Origin of the sequence: Micromonospora sp. WMMD967, from assembly GCF_029626165.1 — a bacterium.
GTDB classification, from domain to species: domain Bacteria; phylum Actinomycetota; class Actinomycetes; order Mycobacteriales; family Micromonosporaceae; genus Micromonospora; species Micromonospora taraxaci.
Genome location: NZ_JARUBK010000001.1, coordinates 1,621,589 through 1,638,804, shown reverse-complemented (window position 1 = coordinate 1,638,804; position 17,216 = coordinate 1,621,589). Strand labels below are relative to the sequence as shown.

The following is a 17,216-nucleotide window of genomic DNA, read 5'->3' as shown; positions in this document are numbered from 1 at the left end:
CCACTGTGAAGTACATGCTGCTGATCTGGAACCGGCCCGGCTTCACCGAGGAGCTGACCGAGCAGGACCGCACCGCCCTGTTCGGCGAGGTCGACGAGATCATGAAGGAGCTGACCGAGACCGGTGAGCTGGTCGGCGGTCAGGCGTTGGCCAATCCGTCGCAGACCCGGACGGTCCGGCTCGTCAACGGCGCCGCCGAGGTCGTCGACGGGCCGTTCATGGAGAGCAAGGAGCAGTTCGCGGGGTACCTGGCGGTCGACTGTGACAGCCCGGAACGGGCCGCCGAGATCGCCGCCCGCTGGCCGGACGTGCGGTTCGGCGGCGTGATGGAGGTCCGGCCGATCATGGACGATTCCGGAGCGGAGATGTGACCGACGACCGGACGGTCGAGGACCTGCTGCGCACGCTCGCGCCGCAGGTCCTCGGCCTGCTGGTGCGCCGGCACGGCCAGTTCGACAGGTGCGAGGACGCGGTCCAGGAGGCCCTGTTGGCCGCCGCGACGCAGTGGCCCGGGCAGGGCGTACCGGACAATCCCCGCGCCTGGCTGCTCACCGTCGCCACCCGCCGGCTCACCGACGACTGGCGCAGCGAGAGCGCCCGCCGGGACCGCGAGGTGACGGTGGCGTTGCGGGAGCCGGCGTACGCCGGTGTGTCGCCGCCGGCCGATGAGGAGCCGGCGGTGCCGGACGCGGACGACACGCTGACCCTGCTCTTCCTCTGCTGCCACCCGGCGCTGAACGGATCGGCGCAGGTGGCGCTGACGCTGCGCGCGGTCGGTGGTCTCAGCACCGCCCAGATCGCCCGGGCGCACCTGGTGCCGGAGGCGACGATGAGCCAGCGGATCCGCCGCGCCAAGCAGCGGATCGAGGCCGCCGGTGCCCGATTCGACCTGCCCGCGCCGGCTGAGCGGGAGGAGCGGCTGCGGACGGTGCTGCGGGTGCTCTACCTGATCTTCAACGAGGGGTACACCGCGTCCAGCGGACCTGATCTGCACCGGGCCGACCTGACCGCCGAGGCGATCCGGCTGGCCCGCATCCTGCACGGGCTGCTGCCCGACGACGGTGAGGTGGCCGGGTTGCTGGCACTCATGCTGCTCACCGACGCGCACCGGGCGGCCCGGGTCGGCGCGGACGGGGAGCTGGTGCCACTGGCCGAGCAGGACCGCACCCGGTGGGACGCCGCCGCCATCGCGGAGGGGATCGCCCTGATCACGGAGGCGTTGACGTGGTCGCCGCCGGGCCCGTACCAGCTCCAGGCGGCGATCGCCGCTGTGCACGGCGAGGCGTCGACGGCGGCGGAGACGGACTGGCGGCAGATCGTCGCGCTCTATCGGCTGCTGGCCCGGATCGCCCCGAACCCGATGGTCACCCTCAACCAGGCGGTGGCGGTGGCCATGGTGGACGGGCCGGAGGCCGGGCTCGGCCTGCTCACCGCGCTGGACGCCGACGAGCGCACCGCCGGGCACCACCGGCTCGCCGCCGTACGGGCGCACCTGCTGGAACTGGCCGGTGAGCCTGCGAAGGCGCGGGACGCGTATCTGGCGGCGGCACGCGGCACCACGAGCCTGCCCGAGCAGCGCTACCTGGAGTTGCGGGCGGCCCGCCTGACGGGACGACGCGCCCCCTAATTTTTCGGGGCGGCGCGGACGTGTGCGCGTTCGCCCTGCTTGCCGATCAGACTGAGGAACTCGACCGGCCCGGCGCTGGTGGCCCCGAACCAGTGCGGGGTGCGGGTGTCGAACTCGGCGGCTTCGCCTGCCTTGAGGATGAGGTTGTGCTCGCCGAGGACGAGTCGCAACGTGCCGTTGAGGACGAAGACCCAGTCGTAGCCCTCGTGGGTGCGCAGGTCGGGTACGCGGTCGTCGGACCCGGTCGGCAGGACGAACTTGTAGGCCTGGATCCCACCGGGCCGGCGGGTCAGGGGCAGGACTGTCGACCCGTCGCTGGTGGCGATGGGGCGCAGGTTGATCCGGGGGTCGCCGGTCGGCGGCGCGCCGACGAGTTCGTCGAGTGTCACGCCGTGGACGCGGGCGAGCGGGAGCAGTTGCTCGAGCGTCGGGCGTCGCAGGCCGGCTTCGAGCCGGGACAGCGTGCTGGCGGAGATGCCGGTCTCCGCTGCGAGCTCGTGGAGCGTGCTGTCGCGGCGGAGCCGGAGGTGCTTCAACCGGGGGCCGACAGCGTCGAGGGTGCTGTCGTGGTTCTCGGGCATGCCTCATTTTGCCATTCGGCAACATGCTTTGCGGATCGTTCCGGTGCCGGTCACAGTCGGTGGCGACACGCGGAGGAGCGACACATGACCGAGCGGCACGAATTCGACAAGGACTACTGGGACCGGCACTGGCATCAGGCGCACCACGAGCGTCCCGACGCCGTGACCGGCAACCTCGCGCACCCGTACCTGGCCGGGGAGACCGCCGGCCTGACGCCGGGCACGGCCCTGGACGCCGGGTGCGGCACCGGCGCGGAGGCGGTCTGGCTCGCCTCGCACGGCTGGCGGGTGACCGGTGTCGACCTCGCCTCCGCCGCTCTCGTCCGCGCCGCCGACCGTGCCGCGACCAGCGGGTTGTCCGACCGGGTGCGGTTCGTGGAGGCCGACCTGACGGTCTGGGAGCCGAGCGCCCGGTTCGATCTCGTCACCACCCACTACGCGCATCCCGCGATGCCGCAGCTGGCCTTCTACGACCGCATCGCCGCCTGGGTGGCACCGGGCGGCACCCTCCTCGTCGTCGGGCATCTGCACGCGTCGGGTGCCACCGGGCACGATCACCACCCGCCCGCCGAGGCATCGGTCACGCTCACCGACATCACCGCGCGCCTGGACGACACCGGGTGGGAGGTCACCACCGCGGCGGAGCACCACCGCACGGTGACCGGACCCGGCGGGCACGAGAACACGCTGCACGACGTCGTCGTACGCGCCACCCGGCGCAGCTGACCACACCGCCGGCCGCCGGGAATCCCCCGACGGCCGGTGGCAGGGCGCTCAGACCTCGGGCTCGACGGCCGGGCAACTGGCGTCCGGGGCCGGCACCACAAGGTCGATCAGGTAGTCGTCGACGATCTGCTCGACGCACGGGCTGGTGGTGTAGCTGCCATGCCCCCACCCCTGGTAGGTGAGCAGCACCCCGTGCCGGCCCAACTGCCGGGCCACGTTACGAGCCCAGCCGTACCCGCTCGCCGGGTCGTGCACCGTGGCGGCGATCAGCAGCGGCACGGCGGTGCGGACCCGCAACCGGTGCTGCGGGTTGGCGACCGGCGTCGGGGCGCCCAGACAGGTGACCAGGGCAAAGAGCGCGGGCGGGTAGCGCAGGTCGGGAGCGAGCTGCCCGCTGCGGCGCACATGTCCGGCGTACTCGCGGTAGTCGCGGACCGGCAGGCTCCAGTCCTGGCAGAAGACCGCGAAGGGGTACGGAGCCACGGCCTCGTCCGCCGTCGTGTTGACGCGCGCAGGGGCCGGGCCGTCCAGCCGGACGAACCACTCGGCGAGCCCGGGCCACCGCCACGTGTCGTAGAGCTGCTTGTGGGCGAGGCGACTCAGCTCGAACGGGGCGAGCGCCGCGCCGCCCCGGTCCGGGTCGGTCAGTGTGCCCCGCTCCGCCCGGGAGTGCAGCCCGGCCCAGAGCGTCCGCACGTCGTGACCGTGCAGCACGCAGTCGGCGGAGCGGGCACACCAGGCCAGGAACTCGTCGAACGCGTCCTCCGCGGTGGCGGCCTGGGTGTCCAGGAAGGCGCGGGTGTCGAGGCTGTGGTCCATGGCGGCCTCCAGCACCATGGCCCGGACCCGACCGGGGAACAGCTCGGCGTACCGCTGCCCGAGCAGGGTGCCGTACGAGCTGCCGTGGAAGGTGAGCTGGCGCTCGCCGAGCGCGGCACGCACCGCGTCCAGGTCACGGGCGGCACTTGTGGTGTCCACGTGGTCGTAGAGCGCCCCGGTACGGGTCCGACAGTCGGCGCGCAGCAGTGCGTTGTTGGCCAGTGTGGCGTCGAACTGGGTCTGGTCGGCGATCACCTGCGGTTGCCGGCCGAGCAGGTCACGGGAACAGACCACCGGATGGCTGCGTCCGGTGCCGCGCGGGTCGAAGCTGACGATGTCGAACCGGCGGCGCAGGTCGGCGCTGAACCGGGAGCTGCCGTCCACCACCCGGTCGACGCCGCTGTCGCCCGGCCCGCCGGGACCGAAGAACAGCACCCCTTCCCGGGCGGCCGGGTCGGCGACCCGACGGGCCAACTCCAGCTCGAAGCGCTCACCCCGTGGTCGGTTCCAGTCGACCGGCAGCGACACTGTGCCGCACTCGGCGGTGGCGTCCTTGGCGCAGGGCCGCCAGTCGATCGTCGGGGCGGGTTGTGGTCGGGCGGCGGCGGGGCTCGCCGGGGTCAGGCCGGTGGCGGTGAGGGCCACTGCGACCGCCCAGCCGACTGCGGATTTGCGTACGCGCAGCATGAGGTGCTGTCCTCTCCTCGAAGGAGCGTTGCCGGTGAAACCCGCCCACTGGGCGGGGTGACGCTCTTCCACCCGGGCCGTCGAGTAGCCGCTCGACGGCCCGGGGCCTGCAGCCGGGTCAGTCGACCTCGGTCAGGACTCGTTCGACGGTGGTCATCCGGGTCTCCATCCCGCCCAGCCGACCCTCCATCGCCGCGAGCAGTCGGGCGTTCTCCGCCTGGGCCCGAGCGGCCTGCTCGGCGAGTTGGCGGTAGTCGTCCGCGCGGGCCGCTTCGTACCGGGCCCGCCGGGTCTTCGAGAACTGCACGACGGTCACCGTGAACACGCTGATGATCAGGGCGAAGATGCCGATCGCGCCGACCACCTCGGTCCAGTCGTGGTCGCTCATCCCGCTCATCGCTGCGCTCCCGGCTGCTCGGCCGAGTCGGGCACGGTCAGCGTCTCGACCGCTGCCGCGACGACCCGGGGGGTGAGTGTGAGCACGAACGGCTCCACCTCGTAGTAGTTCATGGCCTTCCCGTCCTCCGACAACTCCAGGCGAGCGGTGACCAGCCCGGCCGCCGCCAGCTTTCGTAGGTGGACCTGCAACAACGCTCGGCTGATGCCCAGCTGCCGGGCCAGCCCGCTGACGTACGCGCGCTCGCGGGACAGCGCGGCGACGATCCGCAGCCGATGAGGGTTGGCCAGGGCGGCCAGCACCCGGACCAGGTCGTCGCCGGTCGGCGGTGGAGCGCTGCTCACAACAAGCCCTCGCACATGCAAAAAGAAGCTAGCAGGTCCGGGCGCGCGGCGGTGGGGAGCGACGGCGGAATCAGGGGGATCTCAGGGGCGGGCGGACAACACCCGGACACACAGCGACGCCGGGCCGGTGAGATCACCGGCCCGGCGTCGCGGGTACGTCGTACGTCAGCTCTTGAAGGCGTCCTTGATCTTCTCGCCGGCCTGCTTGAGCTTGGCCGTCGACTGGTCAGCGCGACCCTCGGCCTCGAGCTGCTCGTTGTCGGTGGCCCGACCGGCGCCTTCCTTCAGCTTGCCGGCCGCGTCCTCGGTGGCGTTGTTGATCTTGTCGTCGAAACCCATTGCCAACCTCCATCGCAAGCGTCGCTACGACATCTGCAGTACCCCCGTCGTCACCGGTCCAACCATTACCGCCGTCACAGTCCGCGATCGACGGTGGCCGACCGGAACCGACGCAGTCGCAGACTGTTGGCCACCACGAAGACCGAGGACAGCGCCATGGTCGCGCCGGCGATCATCGGGTTGAGCAGTCCGGCGGCGGCCAACGGCAGGGCCGCCACGTTGTAGCCGAAGGCCCAGAACAGGTTCCCGCGGATGATGCCGAGCGTGCGTCGCGACAACCGGATGGCGTCCACGGCGGCGTCCAGGTCACCCCGGACGAGAGTGAGGTCGGACGCCTCGATCGCCACGTCGGTGCCGGTGCCCATGGCCAACCCGAGATCGGCCTGGGCCAGCGCCGGGGCGTCGTTGACCCCGTCACCGACCATCGCCACCGACCGCCCCTCGGCCTGGAGCCGCTTCACCACGTCGACCTTGCCAGCCGGCAACACCTCGGCGATCACCTCGTCGATGCCCACCTCGGCCGCGACCGACCGGGCCACAGTGGTGTTGTCCCCGGTCAGCAGGACCGGTGTGAGCCCCAGCGCGCGCAGCCGGGCAACCGCCGCCCGACTGGTCGGCCGGACCGCGTCGGCGACCGAGAGCACACCCCGGGCCTGTCCGTCCCAGCCGGCCACGATCGCCGTACGACCCGCGGCCTCCGCCTCGCTGACGGCCCACTCGACCTCCGGCGGCACGTCGATCTGCCGCTCACGCAGCAGGCGGGCCCGGCCGACCAGCACGACCCGCCCGTCCACGGTGCCGGTCACGCCCAATCCTTCGAGGTTGCGGAAACCGGTCACCGGGGGCAGCGCGCCGGCCTCGGCGGCACCCGCCGCGACCGCCCGGGCGATCGGGTGCTCGGAGGCGGCCTCCACCGCGCCGGCGAGCCGGAGCAGCTCGGCCCGGTCCTCCCCGCTCGCGGGCACCACGTCCGTCACCGTCATCCGACCGGTCGTGACAGTGCCGGTCTTGTCCAGCACCACGGTGTCCACCCGGCGGGTCGACTCCAACACCTCCGGCCCCTTGATCAGGACGCCGAGTTGGGCGCCCCGACCGGTGCCGACCAGCAACGCCGTCGGGGTGGCCAGGCCGAGCGCACAGGGGCAGGCGATGATCAGCACGGCCACGGCCGCGGTGAACGCGGCGGTCGTCCCGGCTCCGGTGCCGAGCCACCAGCCGAGGGTGCCGACGGAGAGCGTGATGACGATCGGCACGAAGACACCGGAGATCCGGTCCGCCAACCGCTGCACGGCCGCCTTGCCGCTCTGCGCCTGCTCGACCAGGTCGGCCATCCGGGCGAGCTGGGTGTCCGCACCGACCCGGGTCGCGGTGACGACCAGCCGCCCGCCCGCGTTGATGGTGGCACCGACGACGCCGTCCCCGGGGCCGACCTCGACGGGCACCGACTCACCGGTGAGCATGCTGGCGTCTACGGCGGAGGTGCCCTCGTCGACCACCCCGTCGGTGGCGATCTTCTCCCCGGGGCGGACCACGAACCGGTCACCGACGGCGAGCCGGTCCACCGGGATCAGGGTCTCCACCCCGTCGCGCAGCACCGCCACCTCGCGGGCGCCGAGTTCGAGCAGGGCACGCAGGGCCGCGCCGGCGGTGCGCTTGGACCGGGCCTCGAAGTAGCGCCCGGCCAGGATGAACACCGTCACCCCGGCGGCCGCCTCCAGGTAGATGTTGCCGGCGCCGTCGGTGCGGGTGATGTCGAAACGGAACGGGTGCGTCATCCCGGGCACGCCGGCGTCACCGAGGAACAGCGCCCAGAGCGACCAGCCGAACGCAGCGAGGGTGCCGAGCGACACCAGGGTGTCCATCGTCGCCGCGCCGTGCCGCAGGTTGGTCCAGGCGGCCCGGTGGAACGGCAGGCCACCCCAGACCACCACCGGGGCGGCCAGGGTCAGCGACAGCCACTGCCAGTAGTCGAACTGCCAGGCCGGGACCATGGCCAGCAGCACCACCGGCACGCTCAGCGCCACCGAGACCCAGAGCCGGGTACGCGGACCCTTCAGCGGGTCCACCGCCTGCTCCTCGGTCGGCGGGCTGGGCAGCGCGGCCGTGTAACCGGTCTTCTGCACTGTCTCGATGAGGTCGTCCGGCGTGACGCCGTCGACGTACCGGACCGTCGCCTTCTCGGTGGCGTAGTTGACGGTGGCGCTCACACCGTCCATCCGGTTGAGCTTCTTCTCGATCCGGGCGGCGCAGGCGGCGCAGGTCATCCCGCCGATCGCCAACTCGATCCGGTTGGGTGCCTCGGGTAGCGGTCTGCTGCTGGTGGTGGTCATCGTCTGGTCCCGTCAGTTGTGCCCGTGCCCGGGGGTGCCGTGGTCGGCGCCCCCGGTCGGCGCGGGTCCGCTCGGGCTGGGAACGACCCCGGTCGAGGTGCCATCGGTGACGACCGTGAACTCGGCGGTGTGCACCGCCCCACCGTGCCGGAAGTCGAGGTAGAGCCGGTAGCTGCCGGCCGACGGCACCTCGGCGAGGAAGGTGACCGCCGGGCCGGGTCGGGTCCGCCCATCCCCCGGTGTCCCGTCCGGGTGCACGTGCAGGTACGCCAGATCACCTCGACGTAGCGCCACCAGGTGCCCGTACGCGCCCAGGTAGGGCTCCAGGTCGGTGACCGGCTGACCGTCCCGGCTCACGGTCAGGGTCAGTTCCGACGTGCTGCCGGGCTGCGGCGCGCCGGTCAGGGTCACCGTGTAGCCGTCGACGGTGGTGCTGGTCGCGGGTGCCGGCAGTGGTCGCTCGGTCAACTCGCCGGGGACTGTCACGTCCACACCGAGGGTCAGTGGCTCCGCCCCGGTCGGGGCGAAGTCGGCGAAGGCCCGCCACTGCCCGGCGCCGGCCAGCGGGGTGTCGACCCGCCAGGTGCCGTCCGGCGCCAGTTCGGGGTGCACGTGCCGGAAACCGGAGAGGTCCCGCCGGACGACGATCAGGTGCATCTGCTTGTCGTGCGCCACGTCGTAGCGGGTCACCGGGCGTCCGTCCGGCCCGACGATCCGGAAGGCGAACTCGTCGGCCGGCGCGTCGACAGTTTCGAGGGTGTAGCCATTGTCGGAGACGAGCAGACCGCCGGGGAGGCGATCGGAGGTCCCGCCCGCGCCGGTCGCGGGAGCAGCGCCGTCGTCGTGTCGACTCTCGGCCGCCGGGGCGCTGTCGACCACCCGACCGATCCCGTACGTCGTGCCGAAGACCGCCGCCATTCCGACGGCGAACCCGGCCAACTTCGTCACGGTGCGCATGGCTGCCCTCCGATCACGCGTCAACGAGGTTGTAGCCGGCCTCGTCGACGGCAGCCCGGACGACTTCGGTGTCCAACGGCTGGTCGCTGTCGACGGTGACCCGGCCGGTGGCGAGGTCGACCTGGACGTCGTGGACGCCCGCGATGCCGCCGACCTCGGCGGTGACCGCGCTGACGCAGTGCCCACAGGTCATGCCCTGCACCTGGTACGTCGTGTTGACCATCAGAACGTCTCCTTACCGGTACGGGGTGGGGGTATCCCCACAGGAAGCGACCGTACCATACCCCCCGGGGGTAGGCTATCCTTGCCGGCATGACCACACCCGCCCCGATCCGGGGGTACACCGCCAGCAAGGACCAACTGCTCGCGCGACTCCGCCGTGTCGAGGGGCAGGTCCGGGGCATCGAGAAGATGGTCGACGACGACCGTTACTGCATCGACGTGCTCACCCAGATATCCGCGATCCAGGCCGCCCTCGACAAGGTGGCGCTCGGACTGCTCGACGGGCACGCCCGGCACTGCATGCACGAAGGGGCGGCCGAGGGCCGGGCCGACGAGATGGCCACCGAGATGATGGCGGCGGTCGGCCGGCTGATGAAGCGCGGCTGACACCCTCAGTCACTGTCGAGACGAACCCGACGGAGCAACTGCGCGTTGAGCGCCACCACGATGGTGGACGCGGACATCAGCACCGCGGCCACCGCCGGGCTCAACGCCACACCCGCCCACGCCAGCACCCCCGCCGCGAGCGGCAGCGCCATCACGTTGTAGCCCGCCGCCCAGGCCAGGTTCTGACGCATGGTGCGGTACGACGCCCGGGACAGCCGGACCACGGCGCCCACCCCGCGCGGGTCCGACGACGCCAGCACCACCCCGGCGGACTCGATCGCCACGTCGGTGCCCGCGCCGATCGCGATGCCGACGTCCGCCCGGGCCAACGCCGGCGCGTCGTTGACCCCGTCGCCGACCATCGCCACCGTCAACCCCCGCCGTTGCAGGTCGGCCACCCGCTCGTCCTTCTCGGCCGGCAGCACCTCCGCGAAGACCTCGTCGACGCCGGGCCGGAAGCCGAGTTCGGCCGCGACCGCCTCCGCCACCGGGCGGGCGTCACCAGTGATCATGGCGATGGTCCGGACACCCTCGGCGCGCAGCTCGTCGACAGCCCGCCGGGCCTCCGGGCGCACCTCGTCGGTCAGCGCGAACGCGCCGAGCACGGCCTCCGGCAGCCGCACCAGGTGCAGCACCGCGGCGCCCCGCGCCGACCACCGGCCGGTCGCCGGCTCCAGCTCCGACGGGAGCGGGACACCCAGTTCCCGCAGCAGCGCCGCACCGCCCACCGCGTACTCCGTACCGTCGATTGTCGCCCGCACACCGCGGCCCGGCAGCGACCGGAACCCGGCGGCCGGGAGCGGGCCGGCGGACCCGGCCGCCGCCACGATCGCGCGGGCCAGCGGATGCTCGCTGTCCGACTCGACGCCCGCCGCGATCCGCAGCGCCTCGTCCCGTTCCGTGCCCGGCACCGTCGCCACGTCCGTCACCACGTGCTCGCCCCGGGTCAGCGTGCCGGTCTTGTCGAAGAGCACCGCGCCCACGGTCCGCATCCGCTCCAACGCCAACCGGTCCTTCACCAGGATCCCGGACCGCGCGGCCAACGCGGTGGAGAGCGCGACGACGAGCGGAATGGCGAGACCGAGCGCGTGCGGGCAGGCGATCACCAGGACGGTGACGGCGCGGACCACCGCCTCGTCGGGTCGACCGAGCGCGGCCCAGACCAGCACGGTCAGCACGGCCGTGCCGGTGGCGACGTAGAACAGCGCGGCGGCGAACCGGTCGGCCAGCAGTTGGGCCCGCCCGCCGGAACCCTGGGCCTGCGCGACCATCCGCTGGATGCCGGCGAGCGCGGTCTGCTCACCCACCGCCTCGACGCGTACCCGGATCGCCGAGTCGGTGGCCACCGTGCCGGCCACCACCCGGCCACCCGCGGACCGGGCGACCGGCCGTGACTCGCCGGTGATCATCGACTCGTCCAGTTCGGCGTCACCCTCGACGACGCGGCCGTCGGCCGGCACCCGACCGCCCGGACGGACCAGCACCACGTCACCGACCCGCAGGTCGGACACCGCCACCGCCTCGACCTGTCCGTCCGCCGCGACGCGCTCGGTCTCGTCCGGCAGCAGCGCGGCCAGCGCCGCGAGCGCTCCCCGGGCCTGCCCGATGGCCTTCATCTCCTGCCAGTGGCCGAGCAGCATGATGGTGACCAGCGCGGCCAACTCCCACCAGAAGTCCAGGTCGAAGGCGCCCACACTGGTCGCCAGGGACGCCGCGTACGCGACGGTGATCGCCATCGCGACCAGCAGCATCATTCCGGGCGCGCGGTCCCGCACCTCCCGCACCGCACCCACGAGGAACGGCCAGCCACCCCACCAGAACACCACCGAGCCGAGCACCGGGCCCACCCAGGATCGGCCGGGTACGTCCCCGCCCAGGCCCCACTGCTCCCACACCAGGTGGCTGGTCAGGACCACCGGGACGGTGAGAACCAGACAGACCCAGAAGCGCCGACGGAACATCTCGGGATCGTGCCCGGCGTGCTTGTCGTGCCCGGCGTGCTTGTCGTGTCCGGCGTGCTTGTCGTGCTGCGGTGGCGCGGCCGGAGGGTGCTGGCCGGGGTCGGGCGGTGACGGCACGGGCATGTCTCCACGATGCCGGTCCGGGAACCGCCACGCGGGCGGTTCCACCACCGACACTCCGTCACGACCTGCGTCCCCCGACCGGGCTGGTTAGCATTCCCCACGATGACCCCCGGTAGACCGAGGCACGAAAGGGCACCCGCGCCGACGCGCGGTGGTGTCGCGGCCGCCCGGTCGGGTCCGACCCTGACCGTCCGTGACCGAGCGGTCGTCAGCCGGCGAACCGCCGCGTTCCCCAACCACGTTTCCGCAGTGACGGTGAACCGACCGGCCCACTGACACGTACCCCGCACCGGATCGTTGGGAGTCTCACCTTGGGTTCCGACCACGCCCGTCCCGCTCCGTCCGCCCCACCCCGGGTGCGACGGATCCTCGTCATGACCGTGGTGCCCCTCTTCGTCGCCACCGTGATCGCGGCCGTACTCCTCTGGCCACGCGGCGGGTCACCGCAGTCCGACGGCGGCGCGGACGTGCCGCGCTACAGCGGCACTGTGACCCGGGTGGTGATGGAGCCGTGCCCGCCGTCGCCGTCGAGCCCCGAGGGCACACCGAGCGTCGGCGACGGGCGCTGTGGCACCGTCGACGTCCGCGTGGACGACGGGCCGTCGGCCGGCAAGCAGGTCGAGACGCCGGTGCCCGACGGGCCGGGCGCACCCCGGGTGGAGGTCGGCGACGAGGTCATCCTGGTCGAGCTGACCGACCCCACCGATCCCACCATCAGCAACTGGAACGTCGCCGAGCACCAGCGGGGCACCCCGATGCTGTGGTTGGCCGTCGTCTTCGCCGCCGCGATCGTCGCGTTCGGTCGGTGGCGGGGTCTCGCCGCGCTCGCCGGGCTGGCCGCCAGCTTCGCCATCCTGCTCACCTTCGTGCTGCCGGGCATCGGCGCGGGGAAGTCACCCCTGCTGGTGGCGGTGGTCGGTGCCGCCCTGATCATGTTCGTGGTGCTCTACCTGACACACGGGGTCACCGCACAGACGTCGGTGGCGGTGCTCGGCACCCTGGGGAGCCTGGTGTTGACCGGCGTGCTCGCCACCATCGCCACGGCCGCGACCCACCTCACCGGCTTCGGCAGCGAGGAAGCCACCACCCTGTCGATGTTCCAGGGCGACGTGGACCTGCACGGCCTGCTGCTCGCCGGAATCATCATCGGATCGCTCGGGGTGCTTGACGACGTGACAGTCACCCAGGCGGCCACCGTCACCGAGCTTGCGCACGCCAACCCCGGCCTGACCCGGCTCCAGCTGTACCGCGCGGCGACCCGGGTCGGTCGGGCGCACATCGCGTCCACTGTCAACACCATCGTGCTGGCGTACGCGGGCGCGTCGCTGCCGCTGTTGCTCCTGCTCACTGCCGACGCGCGGCCGATCGGGCAGATCCTCACCAGCGAGTTCCTCGCCCAGGAGATCGTCCGCAGCGCGGTAGCCACCCTCGGCCTGATCGCCGCCGTGCCGCTGACCACCGGACTGGCCGCGGTGGTCACCGCCGCCGGTCGCACGGACACCACGTCGCCCGCCGGGGCTTCCGCCCCGCGACCGCAGACGGACCGGGCGGAGGCACTGGCCGCACTGATCTCACCGCGAACGGGTCACCCCGAGGAGTCGGACCCGACGCGGACTCCACCCCCATCTACCGCCGCCGACCGGTGGCCGGAGCCGAACAGGAGCACGGATACGACATGGTGACACTCCTCAGCGTGACCAGATCGGGCCTCCACCCTGAGAACCGCGTCACTGGTCACTCAACGCTATGGCGAAATGACGCTTTTGGTCGGCATCCAGGCGTAGCTCACCCGGTCGACTCTCGGGTAACCTCGCTGCCGGTCACCGATGAAGGCGCGAAGCGGCGTCTGCGGTGCCACCGCCCAATCGCCAACCGGCGAGCCGGGGACCCAGGTACGTGGGGTGAATCCGCGTCAGCGGTAGGGGCCACTTCCGCCCCGAACCCGTCAGCTAACCCGGTCGGCGGTCGAGGGAAGGGAACATTGTGACGGCACCCCTACGCCGCTGGTTGACACCCGTGGTGGCCGTGATCGCCGCACTCACCGTGCTCGCCGGGCCCCTCCCGGCCCACGCCGCCCCGACGAACCCCACCCCGTCCGGGCACGAGGAGGACGGCGAGCCGAAGCTGCTCACCGACGTCATCGAGCAGGCCAACCGCGACTACTCCGCCGCGAAGTCCCAACTGGACAAATCCAAGAAGCGGCAGAACGAGTTGGCGCAGGAGGTCGATCGGGCCCGGGCCGACCTGGACGCGCTGGCCCCTCAGGTTGGGCAGATCGCCGCCCAGTCGTACCGGACCGGCCGCATCGGCGCGCTCGCGATGCTGTTGGAGAGCAAGGCCCCGGACGCGTTCGTCCAGCGCGCCTCGCTGCTCGACGAGATGAACATGGTCAACGAGAAGAAGCTCGCCGAGGTCAACACGGTGAAGGCCCGCGCCGAGCAGGCCAAGCTACTTCTCGACGCGGAGGTCCGCGAGCAGCAGAAGCAGACCGCCGTGATGGCGAAGCGGAAGAGCGAGGCCGACAAGGCGCTCTCCCTCGTCGGCGGGAAGGGCTTCACCGGCGGCCTGGTCGACGCCACCTCGAAGGTCGCCAAGATCGGCCCGGGTCGCACCGCCGACGGTGACTGGAAGCCGCAGTCGTGCAGCGAGAAGGACCCGACCACGTCGGGTTGCGTCACCCCCCGCACGCTGCACGCGTACAAGGAGGTCAAGGCGGCCGGCTTCAACCGGTTCGTCGGCTGCTACCGCTCCGGCGGGCCGTGGGAGCACCCCAAGGGCCGCGCCTGCGACTGGTCGCTGCAGAAGAGCGGCTTCGCCCCATGGCACAACGACGACACCCGGAAGTACGGCAACAACGTCGCCGCCTTCCTCATCCGCAACGCCGACCGACTGGGCATCTACTACGTCATCTGGAACCGGCAGATCTGGTTCCCGGCGACCGGCTGGAGTTCGTACAGCGGGCCGTCGAACCACACCGACCACGTCCACATGTCGCTGCTCTGACCCGCAGGACCTTTGTCGAGGGCCGTTCCGCGTCGCGCGGAACGGCCCTCGTCGTATCGGGCCGCAAAAGACGCGGCTCTCGTCGCGTCAGGCCGGGAGCGACGCGGCTCTCGTCGCGTCAGGCCGGGAGCGACGCGGCTCTCGTCGCGTCAGGCCGCGGCGGGCGCGGCCGGGTCGGCGTCGAGAGTCGTGAGGCCGGCCGGTACGGCGGCCACCGGGCGCACCTCTCCAGCGGCGAGCCGGTACGACACACCCACCACCGCGCACCGCCCCTGCGCCACCTCGCCGGCCAGCACGGGCGACTGCCCGAGCAACGTCTCGACGGTCTGTGCGATGTGGATGTCGACGATGCCGTTGATGTCCTGCACACCCTCGGCGTCGGCCCGGCGCAGGCTGGGCAGCACGGCGTCGACCACAGCGGGCAGGTGCCCCGGCGGTCGGGCGCCGGTCGCGGCGGCCTCCCGGGCCGCCTGCACCGCTCCGCACGAGTCGTGACCGAGCACGACCACGAGCGGGGTGCCGAGCACTGTCACCGCGTACTCCACGCTGCCGAGCACCTCCGGGCCGGCGGTGTGGCCGGCGGTCCGGACCACGAACAGGTCACCCAGCCCGCGGTCGAAGATGATCTCGGCGGCCAGGCGGGAGTCGGAGCAACCGACGATCACCGCGAAGGGGTGCTGCCCGTCGGCCACGGCGGCCCGACGGCCGGCGTCCTGGTTGGGGTGGCGAGGAGAGCCGTCGACGAAGCGCCTGTTGCCAGCGACCAACTCGGTGTAGGCCAGAGCCGGCGCGCTCGGCGCGGCTGCCCGGTCGGTGGTCCGCTGCGGCCCCGGCTGCCCACCGGTAGTTCCGGAATGACTCATCCCCGCACCTCGTCTCGATGCATCTGACCTGGTCAAACGGCTTCAGGTGGGCCGGCGGCGGGCGCCGGCTCGGGGTCAACGGTCACACGCACCGAAAAACGCGTCAAGGGATGCGTGATATAGATTTCATACGTTGACCCCGAATCGACCCGCGGGCGACGCACCGAGGGCGGGCATCCGGAGAGGCGGTCACACGATGACGAACACGTCGACCGGCAGCGGGCGGAACTGGACATTCCTCACCAACCACGGTCACGTGCTGCTGGCCATCGCCCGCGACCCCACCGCCCGGCTGCGGGACGTCGCCGCCGAGGTCGGGGTGACCGAACGCGCCGCGCAGGCGATCGTCGCCGACCTGGAGGCGGACGGATACCTGCACCGGACCCGCGTCGGCAGGCGCAACGAATACACCCTCAACCCGGCCGGCCGGTTCCGGCACCCCGCCGAGGCCGACCGTCAGGTCGGCGCGCTGCTCGCACTGTTCGCCGAGACGCCCACCGCGGACGTCGACCCCCCGGCCTGACCGTCGTCGCCGGGCCGTTGCCCGACCGGGCACAGCGGTAATCTCTGCGGGTGCGCGAATGCCCGCCGTCGAGCGCGACCCCCTCGTCCCGCCATGCCACCCGCGCTGTCCTCAGTGGAATGCTGGCGCTTCTGCTCGGCACCGGCCTGGTGGCACCCACCCCGGCCAGCGCCGCACCCCCCACCTGCGGTCCCGAGGGCGAGGAGGGCCTGGCACAGATGCCGTGGGCGTTACGCCGTCTGGAACCAGCATCGGCGTGGCCGCTGTCCCGCGGCGCCGGAGTGACGGTGGCGGTGATCGACTCCGGGGTTTCCGCGACCCACCCGCTGCTCAGCGGCCAGGTGCTCGACGGTCGTGACTTCAACGACCTGCCGGCCAACAAGGGCCAGTGCGACCTCGTCGGGCACGGCACGATGATCGCCGGCATCATCGCCGGCCGGGAAGGCACCGGTGTCCCGTTCAGCGGCATCGCACCGGCCGCCCGCATCCTCCCCATCCGGGTCCTGCCGGACCTCAAGGACACCGACGACCCGCAGCTTCCCGGGCAGATCGCCGCCGCGATCGACTGGGCTGTCGAACAGGGCGCCGACGTGATCAACCTGTCGCTGACGACCATTCCCGGCCCGGAACTCACCGCCGCCGTCGACCGGGCGCTGGCCAAGCGGGTGGTGCTCGTCGCCGCCGCCGGCAACCAGCAGGAGGGGCAGCAGAGCAGGCCTGGCTATCCGGCCGCGTACCCGGGGGTGCTGGCCGTCGGCGGTGTCAACGAGGAGGGCGGTCACGTCGGCACCTCGATCAGCGGTGACTACGTCGACATCGCCGCGCCGGGGCTCAACATCATCGGCCCGGCACCGCGGGGGGCCGGCTACCGCGCCGAGCCGAACGGCGGCACCAGCTACGCCGCCGCGTACGTCTCGGGTGCCGCCGCGCTGGTCCGGGCCGCCTACCCCGACCTCACCCCGGAACAGATCGCCGAACGACTGGAACGCACCGCCGACAACCCGCCGGAAGGTCACAACGCCGACATCGGTTACGGAATGGTCAATCCGTACCGGGCGGTGTCGAGCATCCTGGGCACCCGGACGAACCCGCCCGCCAGCGCGATCCCCGCGCCGATGGCACCGGACGACCCGTTCGGCTGGCAACGCACAGCCGCGACCTGGACGGCCCTGGTCGGCGGGCTGATCGCCGCGCTGCTGCTGATCGGGCGACCGATCGTCAGCCGGGGCCGCGAACGAGGTTGGCGCCCGGGCCGACGCACCGACGCGCCGACCGCCGGCTGACCCGCCGGGTCGGCAGCACCTCGCCGGGGCAGAAACAATGCGGC

At 72.3% G+C, this 17,216-nt stretch carries 18 protein-coding genes and 1 riboswitch; of the genes, 8 read left to right on the top strand and 10 right to left on the bottom strand.

The genetic code is table 11. The features are described from left to right. Nucleotides 1-14 precede the first annotated feature (14 nt). The gene (locus O7631_RS07785) at nucleotides 15-371 is read left to right on the top strand and encodes a YciI family protein (RefSeq protein ID WP_269683694.1); all 357 of its coding nucleotides are present in this window, start codon (nucleotides 15-17) and stop codon (nucleotides 369-371) included. Next, nucleotides 368-1,627 (top strand): DUF6596 domain-containing protein, encoded by a 1,260-nt coding sequence (locus tag O7631_RS07780; protein ID WP_278143649.1) that lies wholly within the window; start codon nucleotides 368-370, stop codon nucleotides 1,625-1,627. The genes O7631_RS07785 and O7631_RS07780 overlap by 4 nt, the downstream gene beginning before the upstream one ends. Here the strand turns inward: O7631_RS07780 and O7631_RS07775 are convergent. Next, nucleotides 1,624-2,208 (bottom strand): XRE family transcriptional regulator, encoded by a 585-nt coding sequence (locus tag O7631_RS07775; protein WP_278143647.1) that lies wholly within the window; start codon nucleotides 2,206-2,208, stop codon nucleotides 1,624-1,626. The two genes, O7631_RS07780 and O7631_RS07775, sit on opposite strands and share 4 nt — an antisense overlap. Before the next feature lie 84 nt (nucleotides 2,209-2,292). On the opposite strand from O7631_RS07775, the gene O7631_RS07770 reads away from it, so the two are divergent. Continuing rightward, a complete protein-coding gene (locus tag O7631_RS07770) occupies nucleotides 2,293-2,934 on the top strand; it encodes a class I SAM-dependent methyltransferase (RefSeq protein WP_278143646.1) in 642 nt (213 codons plus the stop codon). A gap of 48 nt (nucleotides 2,935-2,982) precedes the next feature. On the opposite strand, the gene O7631_RS07765 is transcribed toward O7631_RS07770, so the two are convergent. The 7 genes from O7631_RS07765 to O7631_RS07735 all read right to left on the bottom strand — a co-directional run bounded on the left by O7631_RS07765 (nucleotide 2,983) and on the right by O7631_RS07735 (nucleotide 9,030). After that, the gene (locus O7631_RS07765) at nucleotides 2,983-4,440 is read right to left on the bottom strand and encodes an alpha/beta hydrolase (protein ID WP_278143645.1); all 1,458 of its coding nucleotides are present in this window, start codon (nucleotides 4,438-4,440) and stop codon (nucleotides 2,983-2,985) included. A gap of 118 nt (nucleotides 4,441-4,558) precedes the next feature. Further along, entirely contained in the window at nucleotides 4,559-4,837 is a 279-nt protein-coding gene (locus O7631_RS07760; protein ID WP_278143644.1) for a hypothetical protein, read from the bottom strand. Beyond that, on the bottom strand, nucleotides 4,834-5,181 hold the full coding sequence (locus O7631_RS07755) for a metalloregulator ArsR/SmtB family transcription factor (protein WP_278143643.1): 348 nt from the start codon (nucleotides 5,179-5,181) through the stop codon (nucleotides 4,834-4,836). The genes O7631_RS07760 and O7631_RS07755 overlap by 4 nt, the downstream gene beginning before the upstream one ends. Nucleotides 5,182-5,346: 165 nt before the next feature. Beyond that, complete coding sequence (locus O7631_RS07750) at nucleotides 5,347-5,520, bottom strand: CsbD family protein (protein WP_088986618.1); 174 nt, start codon at nucleotides 5,518-5,520, stop codon at nucleotides 5,347-5,349. Nucleotides 5,521-5,594: 74 nt separating this feature from the next. Further along, a complete protein-coding gene (locus O7631_RS07745; protein ID WP_278143642.1) occupies nucleotides 5,595-7,850 on the bottom strand; it encodes a heavy metal translocating P-type ATPase in 2,256 nt (751 codons plus the stop codon). A gap of 12 nt (nucleotides 7,851-7,862) precedes the next feature. After that, nucleotides 7,863-8,807 carry a hypothetical protein gene (locus O7631_RS07740; RefSeq protein WP_278143641.1) on the bottom strand — a complete coding sequence of 315 codons (945 nt, stop codon included), beginning with the start codon at nucleotides 8,805-8,807 and terminating at the stop codon, nucleotides 7,863-7,865. 13 nt (nucleotides 8,808-8,820) lie between these two features. Then, complete coding sequence (locus tag O7631_RS07735; RefSeq protein WP_145786065.1) at nucleotides 8,821-9,030, bottom strand: cation transporter; 210 nt, start codon at nucleotides 9,028-9,030, stop codon at nucleotides 8,821-8,823. 89 nt (nucleotides 9,031-9,119) lie between these two features. Here O7631_RS07735 and O7631_RS07730 point away from each other — a divergent pair, with 89 nt between their 5' ends. Next, nucleotides 9,120-9,416, top strand: a complete 297-nt coding sequence (locus tag O7631_RS07730) for a metal-sensitive transcriptional regulator (RefSeq protein WP_088986622.1) — start codon at nucleotides 9,120-9,122, stop codon at nucleotides 9,414-9,416. 5 nt (nucleotides 9,417-9,421) lie between these two features. Here O7631_RS07730 and O7631_RS07725 read toward each other — a convergent pair whose 3' ends face one another. Then, nucleotides 9,422-11,377 (bottom strand): copper-translocating P-type ATPase, encoded by a 1,956-nt coding sequence (locus tag O7631_RS07725; RefSeq protein WP_347403538.1) that lies wholly within the window; start codon nucleotides 11,375-11,377, stop codon nucleotides 9,422-9,424. Between the two features lie 434 nt (nucleotides 11,378-11,811). On the opposite strand from O7631_RS07725, the gene O7631_RS07720 reads away from it, so the two are divergent. Both O7631_RS07720 and O7631_RS07715 read left to right on the top strand, forming a co-directional pair. Continuing rightward, nucleotides 11,812-13,182, top strand: coding sequence for a YibE/F family protein (locus O7631_RS07720; RefSeq protein ID WP_278143639.1), 1,371 nt, complete (start codon nucleotides 11,812-11,814; stop codon nucleotides 13,180-13,182). A gap of 166 nt (nucleotides 13,183-13,348) precedes the next feature. Next, nucleotides 13,349-13,479: riboswitch (cyclic di-AMP (ydaO/yuaA leader) on the top strand. Nucleotides 13,480-13,483: 4 nt separating this feature from the next. Beyond that, nucleotides 13,484-14,503 carry a hypothetical protein gene (locus O7631_RS07715; protein ID WP_278143638.1) on the top strand — a complete coding sequence of 340 codons (1,020 nt, stop codon included), beginning with the start codon at nucleotides 13,484-13,486 and terminating at the stop codon, nucleotides 14,501-14,503. A 149-nt stretch (nucleotides 14,504-14,652) separates the two neighbouring features. On the opposite strand, the gene O7631_RS07710 is transcribed toward O7631_RS07715, so the two are convergent. Next, nucleotides 14,653-15,366 carry a carbonic anhydrase gene (locus O7631_RS07710; protein WP_278143637.1) on the bottom strand — a complete coding sequence of 238 codons (714 nt, stop codon included), beginning with the start codon at nucleotides 15,364-15,366 and terminating at the stop codon, nucleotides 14,653-14,655. A 196-nt stretch (nucleotides 15,367-15,562) separates the two neighbouring features. On the opposite strand from O7631_RS07710, the gene O7631_RS07705 reads away from it, so the two are divergent. Continuing rightward, nucleotides 15,563-15,889 carry a MarR family winged helix-turn-helix transcriptional regulator gene (locus tag O7631_RS07705; RefSeq protein ID WP_278143636.1) on the top strand — a complete coding sequence of 109 codons (327 nt, stop codon included), beginning with the start codon at nucleotides 15,563-15,565 and terminating at the stop codon, nucleotides 15,887-15,889. Between the two features lie 119 nt (nucleotides 15,890-16,008). Continuing rightward, nucleotides 16,009-17,172 (top strand): type VII secretion-associated serine protease mycosin, encoded by a 1,164-nt coding sequence (mycP, locus tag O7631_RS07700; protein ID WP_278143635.1) that lies wholly within the window; start codon nucleotides 16,009-16,011, stop codon nucleotides 17,170-17,172. The last annotated feature ends 44 nt before the right edge of the window (nucleotides 17,173-17,216 follow it).

Excerpts from the sequence above, each read along its gene's own strand:
- O7631_RS07785 (WP_269683694.1), top strand. The coding sequence starts at position 15 with ATGCTGCTGATCTGGAACCGGCCCGGCTTCACCGAGGAGCTGACCGAG.
- O7631_RS07775 (WP_278143647.1), bottom strand. The coding sequence starts at position 2,208 with ATGCCCGAGAACCACGACAGCACCCTCGACGCTGTCGGCCCCCGGTTG.
- O7631_RS07770 (WP_278143646.1), top strand. The coding sequence starts at position 2,293 with ATGACCGAGCGGCACGAATTCGACAAGGACTACTGGGACCGGCACTGG.
- O7631_RS07765 (WP_278143645.1), bottom strand. The coding sequence starts at position 4,440 with ATGCTGCGCGTACGCAAATCCGCAGTCGGCTGGGCGGTCGCAGTGGCC.
- O7631_RS07760 (WP_278143644.1), bottom strand. The coding sequence starts at position 4,837 with ATGAGCGGGATGAGCGACCACGACTGGACCGAGGTGGTCGGCGCGATC.
- O7631_RS07750 (WP_088986618.1), bottom strand. The coding sequence starts at position 5,520 with ATGGGTTTCGACGACAAGATCAACAACGCCACCGAGGACGCGGCCGGC.
- O7631_RS07745 (WP_278143642.1), bottom strand. The coding sequence starts at position 7,850 with ATGACCACCACCAGCAGCAGACCGCTACCCGAGGCACCCAACCGGATC.
- O7631_RS07740 (WP_278143641.1), bottom strand. The coding sequence starts at position 8,807 with ATGCGCACCGTGACGAAGTTGGCCGGGTTCGCCGTCGGAATGGCGGCG.
- O7631_RS07735 (WP_145786065.1), bottom strand. The coding sequence starts at position 9,030 with ATGGTCAACACGACGTACCAGGTGCAGGGCATGACCTGTGGGCACTGC.
- O7631_RS07730 (WP_088986622.1), top strand. The coding sequence starts at position 9,120 with ATGACCACACCCGCCCCGATCCGGGGGTACACCGCCAGCAAGGACCAA.
- O7631_RS07725 (WP_347403538.1), bottom strand. The coding sequence starts at position 11,377 with ATGTTCCGTCGGCGCTTCTGGGTCTGTCTGGTTCTCACCGTCCCGGTG.
- O7631_RS07710 (WP_278143637.1), bottom strand. The coding sequence starts at position 15,366 with ATGAGTCATTCCGGAACTACCGGTGGGCAGCCGGGGCCGCAGCGGACC.
- O7631_RS07705 (WP_278143636.1), top strand. The coding sequence starts at position 15,563 with ATGACGAACACGTCGACCGGCAGCGGGCGGAACTGGACATTCCTCACC.
- mycP (WP_278143635.1), top strand. The coding sequence starts at position 16,009 with ATGCTGGCGCTTCTGCTCGGCACCGGCCTGGTGGCACCCACCCCGGCC.